The organism is Centipeda flueggei ATCC 43531, assembly GCF_000160695.1.
In the GTDB taxonomy this organism is placed as follows: domain Bacteria; phylum Bacillota; class Negativicutes; order Selenomonadales; family Selenomonadaceae; genus Centipeda; species Centipeda flueggei.
The window spans coordinates 794,666-812,037 of the sequence record NZ_GG694006.1 but is presented as its reverse complement, the minus strand read 5'-3'; the positions used below and the strand labels follow the sequence as shown (position 1 = coordinate 812,037).

Below are 17,372 nucleotides of genomic sequence, written 5' to 3'. Positions count from 1 at the left end.
TCACTTTAGAGTATACCGAAAAAAGCCATGGATTGCAAACAGGAAAATTCGAGACTCGAAGCGCGCATGATGAGAAAGAATTTGACTTTTTGTCATTTTTCGTGTACGATAGGCATAGTTTTGCATCACCTTTATCTAGTGGTGCGTAGAAACAGGGGGAACGATATATGGCAAAAGAGACATTTGAGTTTCAGGCAGAGACAAAACAGCTTCTCGAGCTGATGATCCACTCGATCTATACAAACCGCGAGATTTTCCTGCGCGAGCTGATCTCGAATGCGTCGGATGCGATCGACAAGCTCCACTTTGAGAGTCTGACGAACCGCGACATCCTTGAGGGCAACGAAAACTATGAGATTTTCCTCGTCCCGGATAAGGACAGCAAGACGCTGACGATCTCCGATAACGGCATCGGCATGTCGCGTGCAGAGGTCGTGGAGAACATCGGAACGATTGCAAAGTCGGGCACGAAGGCATTCATGGAGCAGCTGGCAAAGGCGAAGGAGGAGAGCGGCGGCGCACCGGACAAGGATCTGATCGGACAGTTCGGCGTGGGTTTCTACTCTGCGTTCATGGTTGCAGAGCGCGTGACGATCGTGACGCGCCGTGCCGGTGAGACGCAGGCAACGCGCTGGGAGTCGGCGGGCGACGGCAGCTATACGATTGAGGATGCAGAGAAGGAGTCGCGCGGCACGACGGTGACGATCCACCTCGCGAAGGAGTTCACGGAGGGCGAGACGGACTACACGGATACGTTTGTGCTCGAGAGCCTTGTAAAGAAGTACTCCGACTACGTGCGCTATCCGATCCGCATGAACGTGACGACGGAGGAGATGCCGCGCGATGATGAGGGAAAGATCATCGAGGGTGCGGAGAAGATCAAGAAGACGGAGCTGCGCACGCTGAACTCGATGCAGCCGCTCTGGACGCGCGCGAAGTCCGAGATCAAACCCGAGGAGTACAACGATTTCTTCCGCGACCAGTTCCACGAGTGGGAAGCGCCGATGGAGGTGTTCCACACGAAGGCGGAGGGAACGGTGGAGTATACGGCGCTCCTCGAGATCCCGGCGCGAGCTCCGTTCAATCTCTATCAGGCGGACTATGAGCCGGGCATTCAGCTCTACTCGCGCCATGTTTTCATCATGGACAAATGCAAGGATCTGCTGCCGGACTACCTGCGCTTTGTCAAGGGTCTCGTTGACTCGCCCGATCTCTCGCTGAACATCTCGCGTGAGCTGCTGCAGCAGAGCCGTGAGCTGAAGACCATCGGACGCGCACTGGAGAAGAACATTCTCAAGGCGCTGGGCAAAAAGCTCGACAAGAACCGCGAGGACTACGAAAAGTTCTGGGAGCAGTACGGCCGCGCGCTGAAGATCGGCATTTACAACAGTATGTACTCCGGCCGCGATACGGTGGACAAGCTGAAGGATCTCCTGCTCTTCCACAGTTCGAAGGAGGGTAAGCTTGTTTCGCTGAAGGAATACGCTGAGCGGATGCCCGAGGGCCAGAAGAGCATCTACTACGCAACGGCAAAGGATCAGACGACGATTGAGCAGCTGCCGCAGATGGAACAGCTGCGTGAGCGCGGCTTTGAGGTGCTCTTTCTGCTCGACCCGGTGGATGAGTTCGCCATTGAGACTGTGCGCGAGTATGACGGAAAGAACTTCCACTCGATCAGCCGCGGCGACCTCGATCTTGGTGATGCGGAGAGCGAGGCGGCGAAGAAGGAAACGGAAGACATCGCCAAGGCGAACGACGATCTCATCAAGGACGTAAAAGAAGCCATCGGTGACAAGGTCGCTGAGGTGAAGATATCACAGCGTCTGCGGTCGAGTGCCGTCTGTCTTGTCGCGGATGAGGCAGGCCCGTCGCTCTCAATGGAGCAGACCTTTGCCGAGATGAATAATCCGATGTTCAAGGCGCGGCGCATTCTTGAGATCAATCCGCATCATGAGCTTTTTGCAAAACTGCAGCAGGTGCACGCGGCAGGCAAGGACAGCGAGGAGTTCAAGGACTACTGTGATCTGCTTTACACGCAGGCGCTGCTCATCGAGGGCATTCTGCCGGAGAACCCCGTCGCCTTTGCACAGAAGCTTGCCAAGATGATGGCGAAGTAAAGGAGAAGCTGTGGAAGTCGAACTCTTCTCGTCGCAGTTCTTTGTGGCACTCTTCTCGATCATTGTACTTGATCTCGTGCTCGCAGGGGACAATGCCGTCGTGATTGCGATGGCGTCCAACCGCCTTCCTGCGCATCTTCGAAAGCGCGCCATCTATGTCGGGACGGCGGGCGCGATTGTCGTACGTCTCATCATGACGTTCTTTGCGGTGCAGCTGCTTTCTGTGCCGTACCTACAGGCACTCGGCGGGCTGGTGCTGCTGCCGATCGCCGTGAAGCTCCTGCGCCCTGCCCACGGCGAGGAGCATATCGAGGCGGCGGAGACGTTCGCAGGGGCAGTCAAGACGATCATCATCGCCGATGCGGCGATGGGGATCGACAACGTGATTGCCATTGCGGGCGCGTCGCACGGCGACTTCCTGCTCGTGGTGCTCGGGCTGCTCATCAGTGTTCCAATTGTCGTCAGCGGCAGTCAGCTCATCGGAAAGCTGATGGAAAAGTATCCCGTGCTCGTTGTGCTCGGTGCGGCGATTCTGGGCTGGACAGGCGGCTCGATGATTGTGCACGACCGTACGGTTGGTGTGATGATTCTGGCGGCACTGCCGCAGGCGGCATATCTCCTGCCGGCGATACTCGCGGGAGCGGTGTGCGGCATTGGGGCATGGACACGGCGGAGAGGCTGATATGGTCGGACTTGTGATTGTAACGCACAGTGCCGTGCTCGCGCATGGCATCGCGGAGACGTGCCGCATGATGGCAAAGGATGCGCATATCGCAACGGCGGGCGGCATGGAGGACGGCGGCTTTGGGACGAGTTATGCGCGCATTACGGCAGCGATCGACAGCGTCTGCAGCGCTGACGGCGTCGTTGTGCTCGCGGATGCGGGCAGTTCTGTGCTGACGGCGGAGACGATCATCGAGGAGATGCGCAGCAGCCGCGTGCGCATGGCGGACTGCCCCATCGTTGAGGGCAGTGTGGTCGCCGCGATTGCCGCGGTCTGCGGGGCGGATCTCGATGAGGTCGTGCGCCGCGCTGAGGAGACACGCGGCACGTGCAAGATTTACAATTGACAGTCCAAATACAGAATGATACAATAGCATACGAATGATGCTCTTTGAGGCGGGGTGAGAATCCCCACCGGCGGTACAGCCCGCAAGCTGCTTGTGAGAGCGGCATGATTCGGTGTAATTCCGGAGCCGACAGTGAAGAAGGCAGATGCTTTCGCAGTCTGGATGAGAAAAGGCGCGTCTTATGATAGGAACATGGATATGCAATATCTGTGACTTCTTGGGACGATTTATGTGCCGCCGGAGGAGATTCTTCCGGCGGCTTTTTTGTTTTTTTATGAATGGACGGTTATGAACGAAACGGACGAATCCTATATGCGCGAGGCTCTGCATCTGGCGGAGTTTGCGCGCGGGCGCACGTCGCCGAATCCGCTCGTGGGGGCGCTCATCGTACGCGACGGGATCGTCGCTGCGAGCGGCTGGCACCGTGCGGCGGGCGAGCCGCACGCGGAGATTCACGCGCTCCGCATGGCGGGGGAGTTGGCACGCGGTGCGACGCTCTATGTGACGCTCGAGCCGTGTGCGCATCAGGGGCGGACGGGCCCCTGTGCCAAGGCGGTGATCGCCGCGGGGATCACGCGCGTCGTGGTGGCGCTCCGTGACCCGAATCCGCTTGTCGCAGGGCGCGGAATCGCGATGCTTGAGGCGGCGGGCATCGAGGTCGTGACGGGCGTCTGCGCGGCGGAAGCGCGGCGGCAGAACGCTGCGTTTCTCACGTGGGTGACAACGAAGCGCCCCCTCGTCACGCTCAAGACGGCGATGACGCTCGACGGGAAGATCGCAAGTCATACGGGGGCGTCGCGCTGGATTACGGGCGAGGAGGCACGTCTGCGCGTGCATGAGATGCGCGATGCGAGCGACGCGATTCTCGTCGGCATCGGCACTGTGCTCGCGGATGACCCGAGCCTGACAACGCGACTGCCGCATCGTGCAGGGAAGAATCCGCTGCGCGTCGTACTGGATTCGGCGGCGCGCACGCCGCATGATGCGAGACTGGTGACGGACGGAGCGGCTCCGACGGTGATCGCCGTGAGTGAGCGTGCCGATCAGCGACGCGTGGATCGCCTCCGCGCATGCGGCGCAGAGGTGGTGACACTCGGGGCGGAGCGCGTGGAGCTCCCGCGCGTGCTCGACTGGCTCGGCGCGCGTGACTGCACGTCCCTCCTCGTCGAGGGCGGTGCTGCGGTGAATTGGTCATTTCTTGCGGGCGGCTATGTGGATCGGATCTGCGCCTTTATCGCCCCTATGCTGATGGGCGGCGGGGAGGCACCTACACCCGTCGGCGGTGTGGGCTTTGACGCACCGCAGGAGGCACTGCACCTCTATGATATGCACGTTGAACAGGTCGGCGCGGATCTCCTCGTGACGGGCAGCCTGCACACACCGGCGGAGTGAGGTGAGGATATGTTTACAGGAATCATCGAGGAGGTCGGTACATTTGCCCGCCTCTCGGGCGGCGTGCTCTCGATCGGTGCACATCTCGTCCAGTCGGATGCGCACATTGGCGACAGCATCGCCGTGAACGGCATCTGCCTCACGGTCACCTCATTCGATGCACAGGGCTTTTCTGCCGACGTGATGCCCGAGACGGTGCGGCGCACCTCGCTCGCGGAGCTGACACGCGGCGCACCGCTCAATCTGGAGCGGGCGCTGCTGCCGACGACGCGCATGGGCGGACATTTCGTCAGCGGGCACATCGACGGCGTGGGGAAGATACGAGCCATGCGCGAGGAGGGAAATGCAATTCTCATGACGGTCGCCGCCGATGCAGACATTCTGCGCGGGATTGTCGAGAAGGGCTCGGTTGCCCTCGACGGCATCAGCCTCACCGTGGCGGCAGTCGGCGCGGCGGACTTTACCGTCAGCCTCATCCCGCACACGCGCACGGTGACGAATCTCGGTGCGAAGCGCATCGGCAGTCTGCTCAATATAGAGACGGATATCCTCGGAAAATATGCGCTGAAGCTGCTCGGGGGTGAAAGTTCTGCTGCGGGGAAGACGGGGCTGACGCGGGAATATCTGATGCAGCATGGGTTTTAGACAATGCCGTGTGATAGGTTCCTCCCTGTGGTGCAAGTCCCACGCGAACACCTCGTTTCGCTTAGGGACATTGCACCACATTGGGGTAGAGGCGCTTGTTTTACAATGGATCAAGTTTTTAGGAGAAATAGCATGTCAGATTTTGCAACGATTGAACAGGCAATTGAGGATATCAAAAATGGAAAGATGCTCGTCGTCGTGGACGATGAGGATAGGGAGAACGAGGGTGACCTCATCGTCGCGGCAGAGAAGATGACGCCGGAGCACATGAACTTCATGGCGACGCATGCACGCGGACTGATCTGTACGCCGATCATCGGCAGCCGTCTCGACGAGCTTGAGATCGGTCAGATGGTGGAGAACAACACGGACAACCACGAGACTGCCTTCACCGTCAGTGTCGATGCGTACGATACGACGACGGGCATCTCGGCGTACGAGCGGTGCCACACGGTCAAGATGCTGCTCGATCCTGCGGCAAAGCCCGCGAACTTCCGCCGCCCAGGGCACGTCTTCCCCCTGCGTACGGTCGAGGGCGGCGTCCTGCGCCGTGCGGGACACACCGAGGCGACGACCGACCTTGCGCGGATGGCGGGACTGTTCCCCGCGGGGCTCTGCTGTGAGATCATGGCGGATGACGGCCACATGATGCGTACGCCTGAGCTGAAGGCGTTTGCGAAACAGCATGGGCTGAACATCATCACCATCAAGGATCTCATCGAGTACCGCAAGCATACGGAGAACTTTGTCCATCGGATTTCGGAGGTGGACTTCCCGAGCAAGTATGGGCATTTCAAACTGATCGCCTACGAGAACACGCTCAACAAACGCTGTGATCTCGCCGTCGTCAAGGGGGATGTGCGCGGCAAGGAAAATGTTCTCGTGCGCGTACACTCGGAGTGCCTGACGGGAGATGCGCTCGGCTCGATGCGCTGTGACTGCGGCGATCAGCTCGCAACGGCACTGCGCCGCATCGAGGCGGAGGGCGAGGGCGTCGTCCTCTACGTGCGGCAGGAGGGACGCGGCATCGGGCTTGCGAACAAGATGCGCGCTTACGCACTGCAGGATCAGGGGCGTGATACCGTCGAGGCGAACGTCGAGCTCGGCTTTGCGCCGGATCTCCGCGACTACGGCATCGGCGCACAGATCCTTGCCGATCTCGGGCTTTCGACCATCCGTCTCTTGACGAACAATCCCGCAAAGCGTGCGGGGCTTGAGGGCTATGGGCTGACGATCGTCGAGCGCGTACCGCTGGTCATCCATCCGAATGAGCATGACCGTCGTTACATGGAGACGAAGAAGGAAAAGATGGGACATATCCTCAGCGATGAGGAATTGGGGAAATGAGTGCGAGGGTGTGAGAGATGAAGACGGTTTTACTGGCACTTCTTGAACAGTATGCAGACTGGGAAGCTGCGTACGTGTCGACAGCAATTCACATGCTTGGTCAGGGAAAATTTGAGGTCAAGACAGTCTCCCTCTCGAAAGAACCTATTACTTCCATTGGCGGCATTCATGCGGCGGCGGATTATACGGTGGATTCTGCACCGAAGAATTACGATGCTCTGCTCCTCATCGGCGGTATGAGGTGGCGCGAAGAGCGTGCACAGAAGATGATCCCATTGGTCGAGTATTGTGTGAAAAGCGGCAAGATACTTGGCGGGATTTGCGATGCGGCGGCGTTTTTAGCATCCATCGGTGTGCTCGATTCGGTCAAACATACGGGCAATCGTTTGTCTGCACTCGAGGAATGGCAGGGGACGAAGTACAAGGGAGCGGAGAACTTTCAAGCGCGACAAGCCATCTGCGATAAGAACATCATTACGGCAAACGGGGCTGCACCTCTGGAATTTGCCAGAGAAGTTCTGACTGCGCTCCATGCTGCGGAGGAAACTCTGATTGAGGATTGGTACAGCCTGCATAAATTGGGGTATTATAATGCATCATCACACAATCAATTTGTGAAGATGATGGAGGAGTAAGGAGAAAATAATATGGCAAACATCATCGAAGGCTACATCAGCGGCAAGGGGCTGAAATTCGGCATCGTCGCGGCGCGTTTCAACGAGTTTATTGTGAGCAAGCTGGTTGGCGGCGCACTCGATACGCTGCACCGCCATGAGACGGCGGACAGTGACATCGACGTGGCATGGGTGCCGGGGGCGTTCGAGATCCCTCTTGCGGCGAAGAAGATGGCGGCGAGCGGGAAATATGATGCAGTGCTCTGCCTCGGGGCGGTCATTCGCGGCTCGACGACGCACTACGACTACGTCTGCAGCGAGGTATCGAAGGGCGTAGCACAGGTTGGACTCCAGACGGGCGTGCCGACGATCTTCGGCGTCGTGACGACGGAGAACATCGAGCAGGCGATTGAGCGCGCGGGCACGAAGGCAGGCAACAAGGGCGCCGATGCCGCGATGGCGGCGATGGAGATGGCAAGTCTCCTCGGAAAGCTGTGATGCGATGAAGATTGGCATCATCAGTGATACACACGGACATGAGGACGCATGGACGCGCGCGTGCGAGAAGTTTTTCACGGGGGCAGACCTTATCCTCCATGCAGGTGACGTCGCTTATCATGGGCCGCGCAACCCAATGAAGGCGGACTATAATCCGATGGGGCTGATCGAGCGCATCAACGCCTCGGAGATCCCCGTCATCATTGCCAAGGGAAACTGTGACTCGGATGTGGATGCGAGCTGTCTCACACTTCCCGTTCTGTCTCCCTACGCCTACGTTGTGTGGGAGGAGCGGCGCATCATCGTCACGCACGGCGATGCCGTTATGACGGATGCGGAGAAAGATGAAATGGCGCAGCATCTGCGCGCTGATCTCTTTATCAGCGGGCATGTGCACATCACCGTTCTCGAAAAGCGCGGCAATACGGTGTTTCTCAACCCCGGTTCGGCGGCGCTCTCGAAGCGCCCCGACGGGCGCAATACCGTCGCTGTCCTCGAGGACGGCACGATTCGGATTTTTGATATTGATACGGGCGATGTTCTGCATGAGCGCGCGCTCGACTGGTAAGGCAATATGGATCAACTGGTAAAAGCAACGGCGGCAAACGGACAGCTGCGCGTATTTGCGGCGGTGACGACGGATGTGGTCGCCGAGGCAATGCGGCGGCATGACTGTTGGCCCGTTGCGGCGGCGGCACTCGGGCGCACGATGACGGGCGCGCTCCTCTCTGCCGCAAATCTCAAGAACAAGGAATCCGTCACGATCAAATTCAAGGGAGATGGACCTCTCGGCACGGTGACGGCGGATGCGACGGCGGATGGCTCGGTGCGCGGCTGTGTCGATCATCCGCATGTGCATCTGCCGCTGAATGCGCACGGCAAGATCGATGTCGGCGGCGGCATTGGGCAGGGCATCCTCTCCGTCACGCGCTTCACGGGGCTGAAAGAGCCCGTGACGGGCAGCGTCAATATCGTCAGCGGAGAGATCGCCGACGATCTCATCCACTACCTCTACACCTCGGAGCAGACACCGTCCTCGATCGGGCTCGGTGTCCTCGTCAGCCCCGAGGTACAGTGCCTCGGCGCGGGCGGTTTCTTTGTCCAGCCTCTGCCGGGCGCATCGGATGCGGTGATTGACCGTCTTGAGGGGAACCTGAAGGGAATTTCCTCTGTCTCCCACATGGTGGAAGGCGGTCTGGATGCGGAGGGCATCGTCCGCAGCGTCCTCGGCGGGTTTGACGATGTAAAGATCCTTTCCCATACCGATCTCGCTTTTCGCTGTAACTGCTCGAAGAACTACATCACCGATCGACTGCTGACGCTTGGTGAGGCGGATCTGCGTGCGCTCCGCGACGACGGGACAGCGGAGGTGAAATGCCACTTCTGCAGTGCAGTTTATACCTTCGATCAGGAAGAACTCGACGCCATGTATAACGTCGCGCAGAAGATGCGTGCGATGCGTACAGGACATGAAAAATGAAGGGGCACGGGCGCATCCTGCGTGAGGTGGAGCGGACACTGGCGGGGATTCCTGCCGTCATCCGCTACAAGAACATCAAGAACCTCTACCTCCGCATCAGTGGAGATGGCAGCCGGATCGAACTCAGCGTGCCGCGCCGGATGCTGATGCGCGATATGGAGAACTTCGTCAGGCGCAGGCGTGCGTGGATTGATGCACGTCTGCTTTCCATGCGTGCAAAAAAGCCCCCGTCGCTCTGTGCGGTGGGGGATATTGTGCATCTTTGGGGCAGGGGATATCCTATTGTCGATGCTCCGCTGGTACAGGGGAAGGCGTATGCCGAATGTGTCGGCGGGATGATTTTGCTCCACGCGCCTGCGGGCGCGGATGCACAAACGCGCCGCGCGGCAGTCGATGCACTCTGGCGCCGCGAACTCGCAGCGGCAATCGTACGAGAAGCACCGCACTGTGAGGCAGTCGTCGGAAAACATGCCGAACGTTGGCGCATCCGCGCGATGAAGACACGCTGGGGCAGCTGCAATGTGCGGACGGCTTACATCACGCTCAATCTGCAGCTGGTACAGTATGACGTGCGTGCTCTGCGCTATGTCATGATGCACGAACTCACGCACCTATGGGTGCGCGGGCACAACGCGCAGTTCTACGCCCGCATGGATCGCTATTTCCCCGACTGGCGTGAAGTAAAGAAGGTACTAAATACTTGGGCTCGGGAAAACAGTGAGATGCAATAAAAAACGCTCCATTCGGAGCATTTTTTATTGTGCTGATTTATCTTATTTTGCCGCGCCGATCTTCTCCGCTTCCTCCGAGACGATCAGGCGTCCCGTGTGCACGTCGTAGATACAGCCGTGAATCACGATGGATGCGGGGACGAGCGGATGCGTGCGCAGGCGGCGCACATCGCGGACGAGATTCTCCTCAAGCTCTCCTGCGATTGGCATAAAGTCGATGTAGTGTGCCTCGACGGCATCCCCGCCATGCGCGGCAGCATCCTCCTCGAATCGCGCACATATCGCCTCATTGGTGGGGCCCTGCATCCCGCAGTGCGTATGCTGGATCACGAACCATTCATTTGTTCCGAGCATCCTGTAGGAGATCAGCAGAGAGCGAATCACATCGTCCGACACGCGCCCGCCTGCGTTGCGGATCACGTGCGCATCGCCCTCCGCGAACCCTGCGAACTTTGCCGGATCGAGGCGGCAGTCCATGCAGGTGACGATGGCAAAACGCCGCGCCGGATCGTGCGATAGCCCTCCCTTGTCGCCGAATGCAGCGGCGTAGCGCTCGTTTGCCGCACAGATCTCCGTGACATTTGTTCCCATTGGCGAACCCCTTCTCTCTCTGACATCGCTGCAATTTCTTATGAAAAAACCGCCCGAATTAAGAAAACACGGATAAATTCAGTACGCCAATCCGGCATACCTCATTTTATCAGCGGTTCCTTAAACAGACGGCTTTTTCTATGCGCGTATTCGCTCAAACGGCACGCTCGACACTGCCGGAACGCAGGCAGCGTGTGCACACATTGACACGCTTGACCTCACCTTCCACCAGGGCACGGACGCGCTGAATGTTCGGCTTCCACTTACGCTTCGTCTTTACATGGGAGTGGCTCACATTGTTGCCGCTCATCATCCCTTTGCCGCAGACCTCGCATACACTTGCCATTGTTACACCTCCTCAACGTGGGCTTCACTCAAGCCGCACGCAAACACCGTGTCATTATACTATGATTTTGTCCGTTAAGCAAGGTGTCACAAAAAAAATTCTAAGGAATTGCTGACAAGATGCAGTGCCATCCGAATAAGACAGATTTTTCATAATTATCATATTGAACTATAAATCGATAGAATAATTTTATCAATGAAAGATGAAAAACATTCAAGTATTTCTTGAAATTTGGGAAAAGTGTAGTATGATGTAGGTAAAGGAAAAATGTATCTTACGGGGTGTGGTTGTCGTTTCGCAGAGCTGTATGGGTGCAGCTCGGGAAAGAGGGGGATTCAGATGATTACATTGCTGGGAAAGACGCGGCAAATCAATCGTCTGCTCCAACGTTCGGAAAGCGTGGAGTATGACGGGATCTCACGCGTGTTGAGTAATGTCCTGGAGGCAAACGTTTATATCACCGATGAGGGCGGCAGAATCTGCGGATATGCATTCTATGACGATGATGACGACCTCATGACGAATGAGGCGATTGAGTTGGGACAGTTCCCGCGCAAGTTCGTGGACTGGCTCAACCGACTCGAGGAGACACGTTCCAACATTCGTGTGGGCGCAGATGGTGCGTCCTTCGAGAAGGAGATGGCGACGCTGTTCCATGATCAGAACATCGTTGTGACGCCAATCTATGGGCCGCGCCGTCGCCTCGGAACGCTTGTCGTTGCTAGCGGCAGGAAGGAGTTCGGTGATCCCGACCTCCTGCTCAGCGAGTACGGCGCGACCGTCGTCGGCATGGAGATGCTGCGCGACACAGCGCAAAAGAGTGAAATCGAGGCACGTCAGCGTGAGGCAGTACGCATTGCGGTGGAGACACTCTCGTACTCTGAGCGCAAGGCAGCACATGCGATTCTGCAGGAACTTGCGAGCCAAGGGAAGTTCGAGGGCAGACTCATCGCGTCGCGTATTGCCGATGAGGCAAAGATCACGCGCTCAGTTATCGTTAATGCACTCCGTAAGTTTGAGTCCGCCGGTGTCATCGAGTCGAAATCACTCGGCATGAAGGGAACCTTCGTGCGTGTCACGAACTCGTACCTCATGGAGAAACTGCCGGAGCTCGAGGAATACGCCGCAGATGTCCAGTGGGCCAATCTCGGCGGCGGGATGAGCCTTTGAGATGGGATTATTTGTAAATAAAATTTGTTGACAAGTGGGGTAAAATCCCATATAATGGCGTTCGTGAATGTGCGGCGGATGGTCTGCAAGGATCATCCGCCGCACAGCGCGAATACGGCGCGTTGGTCAAGTGGTTAAGACACCGCCCTTTCACGGCGGCTTCACGGGTTCGAATCCCGTACGCGTCACCAGAAACGGCCCGGTAGTTTAGTTGGTTAGAATGCCGCCCTGTCACGGCGGAGGTCAGGGGTTCAAGTCCCCTTCGGGTCGCCATTTTTCCTTTTGCCTCGGTAGCTCAGTTGGTAGAGCAGGGGACTGAAAATCCCCGTGTCAGTGGTTCGATTCCGCTCTGAGGCACCACCTTGTAGCTGAGTCTCCGGTGTTGTCGATGCACTGGGGATTTTTTGTTGGCATTCATCATCATGCGAAGGAGCATCCCTGTGGAGCATTTTACGCAGATATTTCTTTCATTCATTGCCTCGTGGGGCTATGTTGCTGTCGCTGTTCTTATGGCGGCGGAGAACGCGTGCATTCCCATTCCCAGTGAGCTGATCCTTGGCTTTGCCGGCTATCTCATCTTTGCAGGGCACATGTCGTTCGAGGGAGCACTTCTCGCAGGGATGGCAGGCGGACTCCTCGGTTCGCTCTTTGCCTATGAGGTCGGTGCGCGCGGCGGACGTCCCTTCGTGGACAAGTATGGAAAATATTTCCTTATCAAGAAGTCACACGTGAACATCGCACAGGATTGGTTTGATCGGTATGGACTGAAGGCCGTATTCTTCAGCCGCATGCTTCCCGTCGTGCGGACCTTTATCTCCCTGCCTGCTGGGTTTGCCCGTGTCAACCCAAAGCGATTCTTTTTCTACACGATAGCGGGCTCCCTCCCATGGACGGCAGCAATCCTCTGTGCCGGCATGGTGCTCGGCGAGAGCTGGACGGATCTTATGGCGTACGGACACGAGGCAAGCATAATCGTTATTGTCGTCGCTGCTGTTGGGATCGCTGTCCTTTACCTGCGTTGGCGGCGAAAGAAAAACAGCGGGGGTTAAAAAACTGCTGCATGATGCAGTGACCCCCAAACGTTAGATTCCTCAAGTCTAACGTTTGGGGGTCAGGTCATAAGGTGTGCAGCAGCTTTTTTATGCCCGCGTATGCGCTTCTTTTGCCGATGCGGGAGCCGTCTGAAAGAGAGAAATGCAGAATCCGCCGAGTGCACCGATCACGGCAGGGCAGACCCACCCCATCATGATGCCGTAGAACGGGATCGTGCGTGAGAGCAGCTCATGCAGAGCGGCGGGACACAACCCTGCCGCATGAAGACTGTCGATCAGCGAGAATATGAGTGTGAGAAAGATCGCTCCCTGATAGATGCTCTTTCGCCAGCCAATGAAATGATCGAAGAGTGAGAGAATGACAAAGACGATGACGAGAGGGTAAATCGTGACGAGGAACGGAACAGCCAGGGCGATGATCTGAGTCAGCCCGATGTTCGATGCAGCGAAGCTGAACAGGATGGAGAGAAGCAGAAGGCGCTCGTATGAGATGCGCCCCTTCAGCAGCTTGCTGAAGAACATTGCTGCACTCGACGTAATGCCGCAGCATGTCGTCAGGCATGCAAGGGCAATAATGACGGCAAGCAGGAGATTGCCGGAAGAACCAAAGAAAATACCGACGGCGCCTGCGAGAATCTGTCCGCCGTTCTCTGTATCTCCGAGTACTGAGGCACTTGTTGCACCGATGTAGGCAAGCGACCCGTAGACTACCGTCATGAGCACCACGGTAATCAGCCCTGAGATCAGACATGCCGAGCCAATCGCACGGCTGTCCGTAATGCCGCGCAGACGGACGGCGTTTGTCACGAGCGCACCAATGGCGATGGAGGCAAGCAGATCCATCGTCTGGTAGCCATCTTGGAATCCCTGAGCGTACGGCGCATCAACGTATGTTCCCGTCGGCGGCAGAATCCCTCCAAGCGGCGTATGGAATGCCTGCGCAAAGAGAATGAAGAGCACGAGGAGAAGCGCGGGCGTCAGCATCTTTCCCACACGGTCAATGATCTTGTTTGGATTCAGCGCGAGATAGTAAGATGCGGCAAAGAAAATCGCCGTGTAGATCAGCTGCCCGAGGGCGAGATTGTCTGCGGTGAGGAAGGGGCGTATGCCGATCTCGAACGAGACGGCACCCGTACGCGGCATCGCAAACAGTGGCCCGATGATGAGATAGAGGATGACGAGCAGCACCGTCGCAAACAGAGGCCATGTCTTTGTGCGCAGCAGGGGGACGTATTCTCCGCCCGCGAGTGCGATCGCCGTGATGCCTAGGAGCGGCAGCCCGACGCCCGTCGTCATAAAACCGATGATTGCAAGCAGCGTATGCTCGCCCGCTGCCTGTCCAAGTGCCGGCGCAAAGATCAGATTGCCCGCGCCGAAGTAAATGGAGAACATCATAAAGCCAAGCGTCAGGAGATCCTTTTTATTTAACTTGTTGATGATTGATCCCTCCTGATCATATCCAAAAGTTTCTATAAAATAGTTCAATTTGCATTATTACAGAATTGGAGCGTCCTGTCAAATCATTTTAAGGAATCGTGGTCAAATTGTGTTTTCATTTTTTTGTAGGTTTGTCAATCATATGTTACACAAGAGAGAAAAAGAGAGAGAGCCTCACGAGGAGATTTCCACCCGAGAGGGCGCATAGGAAAATTGTTATACTCCCTGTTTCGCCGTGCAAGCTGCATCTTAAAATCCTCAAACGAGTAAAAGGTATGTGAGGCGTAAAACTCCTCGTTGTCCTTTCGGTGAGAACGCTCTACCTTACCGTTATGTCTTGGGGTATAAGGACGAATCTTCTGGTGTGCAATACCAAGACGCTTTAACTCCTTTTCAAACAGCGTCAGATTTGCTTCATCCGCCGCTTGGAAGCGCTTGGTAAACTCCGCTCCGTTATCCGTCTGTACTTTATGTATCTTGAACGGGAAACGGCGGATGAGCTGCTGCAGAAAGCACATGGACGAATACGTCGATTGCTCCTTAAATGCTGCAATAAAGCGAAAACGCGTATATTCATCGATTGCCGTATACTGGTACATCTTCTCTCCCTGTTCCTTTGCTTGTCCAACAATACAGACAGAGGGAACGACTTTGACATCGATTTGTACCTTTTGCCCGGGGAAGGTTGCCTGTTCGTAGGGCTTAGGTTTATATACAGGTTTCTTCGCTTTTCCTGCTTTGAGTCCAAGACGTTTCATGCAGCGATAAAGACCTGTTATGGAACGTGTATAACCCTTTTTGCGTAGATGCACCCAGAAACAGATGAGGCCTGTATTGGGACGACGTTTGCGCATGCGACGAATGAGAGCGATCTCCCTGTCTGAGTGTTCGTTGGGGTGATGATGGGGACGCCGTGACCTTGGATCGAGGGATTCCGGCGTACCATCGTAGCGATTGCGTAGACGGTAGATGAACTGGCGATAGGTGTGGTATTTGATGGCCGCCTTTGTGACACCGTGCTGATCGGCATAGGAAAGAATCGCTTGATAATACTTGATGTCCTGTGTTATGCTTTTCATGAGAAAGCCTCCTTTGTGTGTGGTTTGTTTGGGTAGATAGAGCATAACACAAATTGGCTTTCTCTTTTTATTTACTTGTGTAACATATCTATTGTAATCCTACATGTTTTCATTTTTTGGACTTGACAGAGGATATATTTATCGCTATACTGTCTAAGTATCGCATCACAGCGGTGCAGAGAGTATCTGCGGAAGTAGCTCAGTGGTAGAGCACCACCTTGCCAAGGTGGGGGTCGCGAGTTCGAGCCTCGTTTTCCGCTCCATCTTTCGGCGACATAGCCAAGTGGTAAGGCCGAGGTCTGCAAAACCTTTATCCCCAGTTCGATTCTGGGTGTCGCCTCCAATATGAAACACGGTCTGGAAGGATTCCTTCCAGACTTTTTATGTTATTATGTTATATTATATGGAAGGGAAATGAATGCGGGGACGATATAAAATCCTGGTTTACGGCTGTCAGATGAATATCGCCGATGCGGAGCGCATGGAGGGGCAGCTGCAGGCGGCGGGCTATGTGCGGACGGAGGAGACGGCGGATGCCGATGTCATCCTCATCAATACGTGCTGTGTGCGCGAGACGGCAGAGGACAAGGTCTACGGGAAGATCGGCGAGATCAAGAAGGTCAAGGAGCGTCATCCGCAGCTGATCTTCGGCATCACGGGCTGCATGGCGCAGAAGGAGGGGGAAAACCTCATGCGCCGCGCACCGCACATCGACTTTGTGCTCGGTACGGGCAAGGTGCAGGAATTGGGACGCATTGTCGCCGAGATCGCGGCGAAGCGCACGCCCGTAGTGGATGTCGCGCTCGATGCACGCGCGGTGGAGGAGCATCTGCCCATCGCACGCAGCGGGACGCTCTCAGCGTGGGTGCCGATCATGTATGGGTGCAACAATTACTGTACGTACTGCATCGTCCCCTACGTGCGCGGACGTGAGCGCAGCCGCATGCCCGAGGAGGTCGTGGCGGAGGTGCGCCGTGCAGCGGCGGACGGCTATCGCGAGGTGACCCTCCTCGGGCAGAATGTCAACTCCTACGGGAAAGATCATGGGCAGGCGGATTTTGCCGATCTCCTGCGCATGGTGGATGCGGTGGAGGGGATTCGCCGCGTGCGCTTTATGACGTCGCATCCGAAGGACATCAGCGACAAGCTGATTGACACGATCAAAAACGGCACGCATATCTGCGAGCACATTCATCTGCCTGTGCAGTACGGGAGCAACCGCATCCTGAAGGCGATGAACCGTGTCTATACAGTGGAGCAGTACCGTGAGCGCGCACGGCGCGTGCGCGAGGCCCTGCCGGGGGCGAGCCTCACGACGGATCTCATCGTGGGCTTCCCGGGGGAGACGGAGGAGGACTTCGCAGAGACACTGGATTTCCTGCGCGAGATGCGCTATGACGCGGCGTATACGTTCCTCTACTCGAAGCGCTCGGGCACGCCTGCCGCAGCAATGGCGGCGCAGGTGCCGGATGAGGTGAAGCACGCACGTCTGGAGCGCTTGATGGCAGTGCAGAACGAGATCAGCCGAGCGATCAATGAGGGGCTGCGCAGCGCGCAGGCCGAGGTGATGGTCGAGGGCGCGAGCAAGAACGATCCCGCCGTGTGGAGCGGGCGCACGCGCACGAATAAGATTGTCCTCTTTCCGCATGGGGCGGAGCGCGTGGGCGATTTTGTGCAGGTGAAGATCACGCAGCCGCAGACTTGGGTGCTGAAGGGCGAGGTTGTTCGGTAGATTTCGGTATAGGGGGCGAGTTCCACGCGAACACTTCGTTGCGCAAGTGTTCGCGCGCTTATTCGCTTAAA

18 protein-coding genes, 5 tRNA genes and 1 riboswitch are annotated in these 17,372 nt (G+C 56.8%); of the genes, 19 read left to right on the top strand and 4 right to left on the bottom strand.

The features are described 5' to 3' along the window. Positions 1 to 167 precede the first annotated feature (167 nt). The 11 genes from htpG (at position 168) to HMPREF0908_RS03830 (ending at position 9,894) form a co-directional block, all read left to right on the top strand. Positions 168 to 2,117, top strand: a complete 1,950-nt coding sequence (gene htpG, locus HMPREF0908_RS03880) for a molecular chaperone HtpG (RefSeq protein WP_006690131.1) — start codon at positions 168 to 170, stop codon at positions 2,115 to 2,117. Positions 2,118 to 2,127: 10 nt separating this feature from the next. Next, complete coding sequence (locus tag HMPREF0908_RS03875) at positions 2,128 to 2,799, top strand: TerC family protein (protein WP_006690130.1); 672 nt, start codon at positions 2,128 to 2,130, stop codon at positions 2,797 to 2,799. A 1-nt stretch (position 2,800) separates the two neighbouring features. Then, complete coding sequence (dhaM, locus tag HMPREF0908_RS03870) at positions 2,801 to 3,187, top strand: dihydroxyacetone kinase phosphoryl donor subunit DhaM (protein ID WP_006690129.1); 387 nt, start codon at positions 2,801 to 2,803, stop codon at positions 3,185 to 3,187. Between the two features lie 37 nt (positions 3,188 to 3,224). Further along, positions 3,225 to 3,365: riboswitch (FMN riboswitch) on the top strand. 110 nt (positions 3,366 to 3,475) lie between these two features. Continuing rightward, the gene (gene ribD, locus HMPREF0908_RS03865) at positions 3,476 to 4,579 is read left to right on the top strand and encodes a bifunctional diaminohydroxyphosphoribosylaminopyrimidine deaminase/5-amino-6-(5-phosphoribosylamino)uracil reductase RibD (protein ID WP_040572515.1); all 1,104 of its coding nucleotides are present in this window, start codon (positions 3,476 to 3,478) and stop codon (positions 4,577 to 4,579) included. 9 nt (positions 4,580 to 4,588) lie between these two features. Next, positions 4,589 to 5,224: a riboflavin synthase gene (locus HMPREF0908_RS03860; protein WP_006690127.1), complete on the top strand. Its 636-nt coding sequence runs from the start codon at positions 4,589 to 4,591 to the stop codon at positions 5,222 to 5,224. 132 nt (positions 5,225 to 5,356) lie between these two features. Then, positions 5,357 to 6,571 (top strand): bifunctional 3,4-dihydroxy-2-butanone-4-phosphate synthase/GTP cyclohydrolase II, encoded by a 1,215-nt coding sequence (locus HMPREF0908_RS03855; RefSeq protein ID WP_040572398.1) that lies wholly within the window; start codon positions 5,357 to 5,359, stop codon positions 6,569 to 6,571. 17 nt (positions 6,572 to 6,588) lie between these two features. After that, a complete protein-coding gene (locus HMPREF0908_RS03850) occupies positions 6,589 to 7,206 on the top strand; it encodes a DJ-1/PfpI family protein (protein ID WP_006690125.1) in 618 nt (205 codons plus the stop codon). 12 nt (positions 7,207 to 7,218) lie between these two features. Next, complete coding sequence (gene ribH / locus HMPREF0908_RS03845; RefSeq protein ID WP_006690124.1) at positions 7,219 to 7,683, top strand: 6,7-dimethyl-8-ribityllumazine synthase; 465 nt, start codon at positions 7,219 to 7,221, stop codon at positions 7,681 to 7,683. Between the two features lie 4 nt (positions 7,684 to 7,687). After that, on the top strand, positions 7,688 to 8,251 hold the full coding sequence (gene yfcE, locus HMPREF0908_RS03840; protein ID WP_006690123.1) for a phosphodiesterase: 564 nt from the start codon (positions 7,688 to 7,690) through the stop codon (positions 8,249 to 8,251). A gap of 6 nt (positions 8,252 to 8,257) precedes the next feature. Then, positions 8,258 to 9,163 (top strand): Hsp33 family molecular chaperone HslO, encoded by a 906-nt coding sequence (hslO, locus tag HMPREF0908_RS03835; RefSeq protein ID WP_006690122.1) that lies wholly within the window; start codon positions 8,258 to 8,260, stop codon positions 9,161 to 9,163. Beyond that, positions 9,160 to 9,894 carry a M48 family metallopeptidase gene (locus HMPREF0908_RS03830; RefSeq protein WP_006690121.1) on the top strand — a complete coding sequence of 245 codons (735 nt, stop codon included), beginning with the start codon at positions 9,160 to 9,162 and terminating at the stop codon, positions 9,892 to 9,894. The genes hslO and HMPREF0908_RS03830 overlap by 4 nt, the downstream gene beginning before the upstream one ends. Positions 9,895 to 9,936: 42 nt before the next feature. On the opposite strand, the gene HMPREF0908_RS03825 is transcribed toward HMPREF0908_RS03830, so the two are convergent. Further along, the gene (locus HMPREF0908_RS03825; RefSeq protein WP_006690120.1) at positions 9,937 to 10,485 is read right to left on the bottom strand and encodes a beta-class carbonic anhydrase; all 549 of its coding nucleotides are present in this window, start codon (positions 10,483 to 10,485) and stop codon (positions 9,937 to 9,939) included. A gap of 154 nt (positions 10,486 to 10,639) precedes the next feature. After that, complete coding sequence (gene rpmB, locus HMPREF0908_RS03820) at positions 10,640 to 10,831, bottom strand: 50S ribosomal protein L28 (RefSeq protein WP_006690119.1); 192 nt, start codon at positions 10,829 to 10,831, stop codon at positions 10,640 to 10,642. A gap of 339 nt (positions 10,832 to 11,170) precedes the next feature. Between rpmB and codY the strand changes: the two genes are divergently transcribed. The 5 genes from codY to HMPREF0908_RS03795 all read left to right on the top strand — a co-directional run bounded on the left by codY (position 11,171) and on the right by HMPREF0908_RS03795 (position 13,050). Then, a complete protein-coding gene (gene codY / locus HMPREF0908_RS03815) occupies positions 11,171 to 12,001 on the top strand; it encodes a GTP-sensing pleiotropic transcriptional regulator CodY (RefSeq protein ID WP_006690118.1) in 831 nt (276 codons plus the stop codon). A gap of 116 nt (positions 12,002 to 12,117) precedes the next feature. Then, a tRNA-Glu gene (locus HMPREF0908_RS03810) sits at positions 12,118 to 12,192 on the top strand. Positions 12,193 to 12,197: 5 nt separating this feature from the next. Next, positions 12,198 to 12,274 (top strand) — tRNA-Asp (locus tag HMPREF0908_RS03805). Positions 12,275 to 12,285: 11 nt separating this feature from the next. Next, a tRNA-Phe gene (locus tag HMPREF0908_RS03800) sits at positions 12,286 to 12,361 on the top strand. An 80-nt stretch (positions 12,362 to 12,441) separates the two neighbouring features. After that, a complete protein-coding gene (locus tag HMPREF0908_RS03795; RefSeq protein WP_040572514.1) occupies positions 12,442 to 13,050 on the top strand; it encodes a DedA family protein in 609 nt (202 codons plus the stop codon). Between the two features lie 90 nt (positions 13,051 to 13,140). Here HMPREF0908_RS03795 and brnQ read toward each other — a convergent pair whose 3' ends face one another. After that, positions 13,141 to 14,538, bottom strand: coding sequence for a branched-chain amino acid transport system II carrier protein (gene brnQ / locus HMPREF0908_RS03790; RefSeq protein ID WP_006690116.1), 1,398 nt, complete (start codon positions 14,536 to 14,538; stop codon positions 13,141 to 13,143). 86 nt (positions 14,539 to 14,624) lie between these two features. Beyond that, positions 14,625 to 15,614: a DDE-type integrase/transposase/recombinase gene (locus tag HMPREF0908_RS03785; protein WP_006690115.1), complete on the bottom strand. Its 990-nt coding sequence runs from the start codon at positions 15,612 to 15,614 to the stop codon at positions 14,625 to 14,627. Positions 15,615 to 15,757: 143 nt separating this feature from the next. Here HMPREF0908_RS03785 and HMPREF0908_RS03780 point away from each other — a divergent pair. The 3 genes from HMPREF0908_RS03780 to miaB all read left to right on the top strand — a co-directional run bounded on the left by HMPREF0908_RS03780 (position 15,758) and on the right by miaB (position 17,301). Next, positions 15,758 to 15,832, top strand: a tRNA-Gly gene (locus HMPREF0908_RS03780). 6 nt (positions 15,833 to 15,838) lie between these two features. After that, positions 15,839 to 15,912, top strand: a tRNA-Cys gene (locus tag HMPREF0908_RS03775). A 75-nt stretch (positions 15,913 to 15,987) separates the two neighbouring features. After that, positions 15,988 to 17,301, top strand: a complete 1,314-nt coding sequence (gene miaB / locus HMPREF0908_RS03770; protein ID WP_006690114.1) for a tRNA (N6-isopentenyl adenosine(37)-C2)-methylthiotransferase MiaB — start codon at positions 15,988 to 15,990, stop codon at positions 17,299 to 17,301. The last annotated feature ends 71 nt before the right edge of the window (positions 17,302 to 17,372 follow it).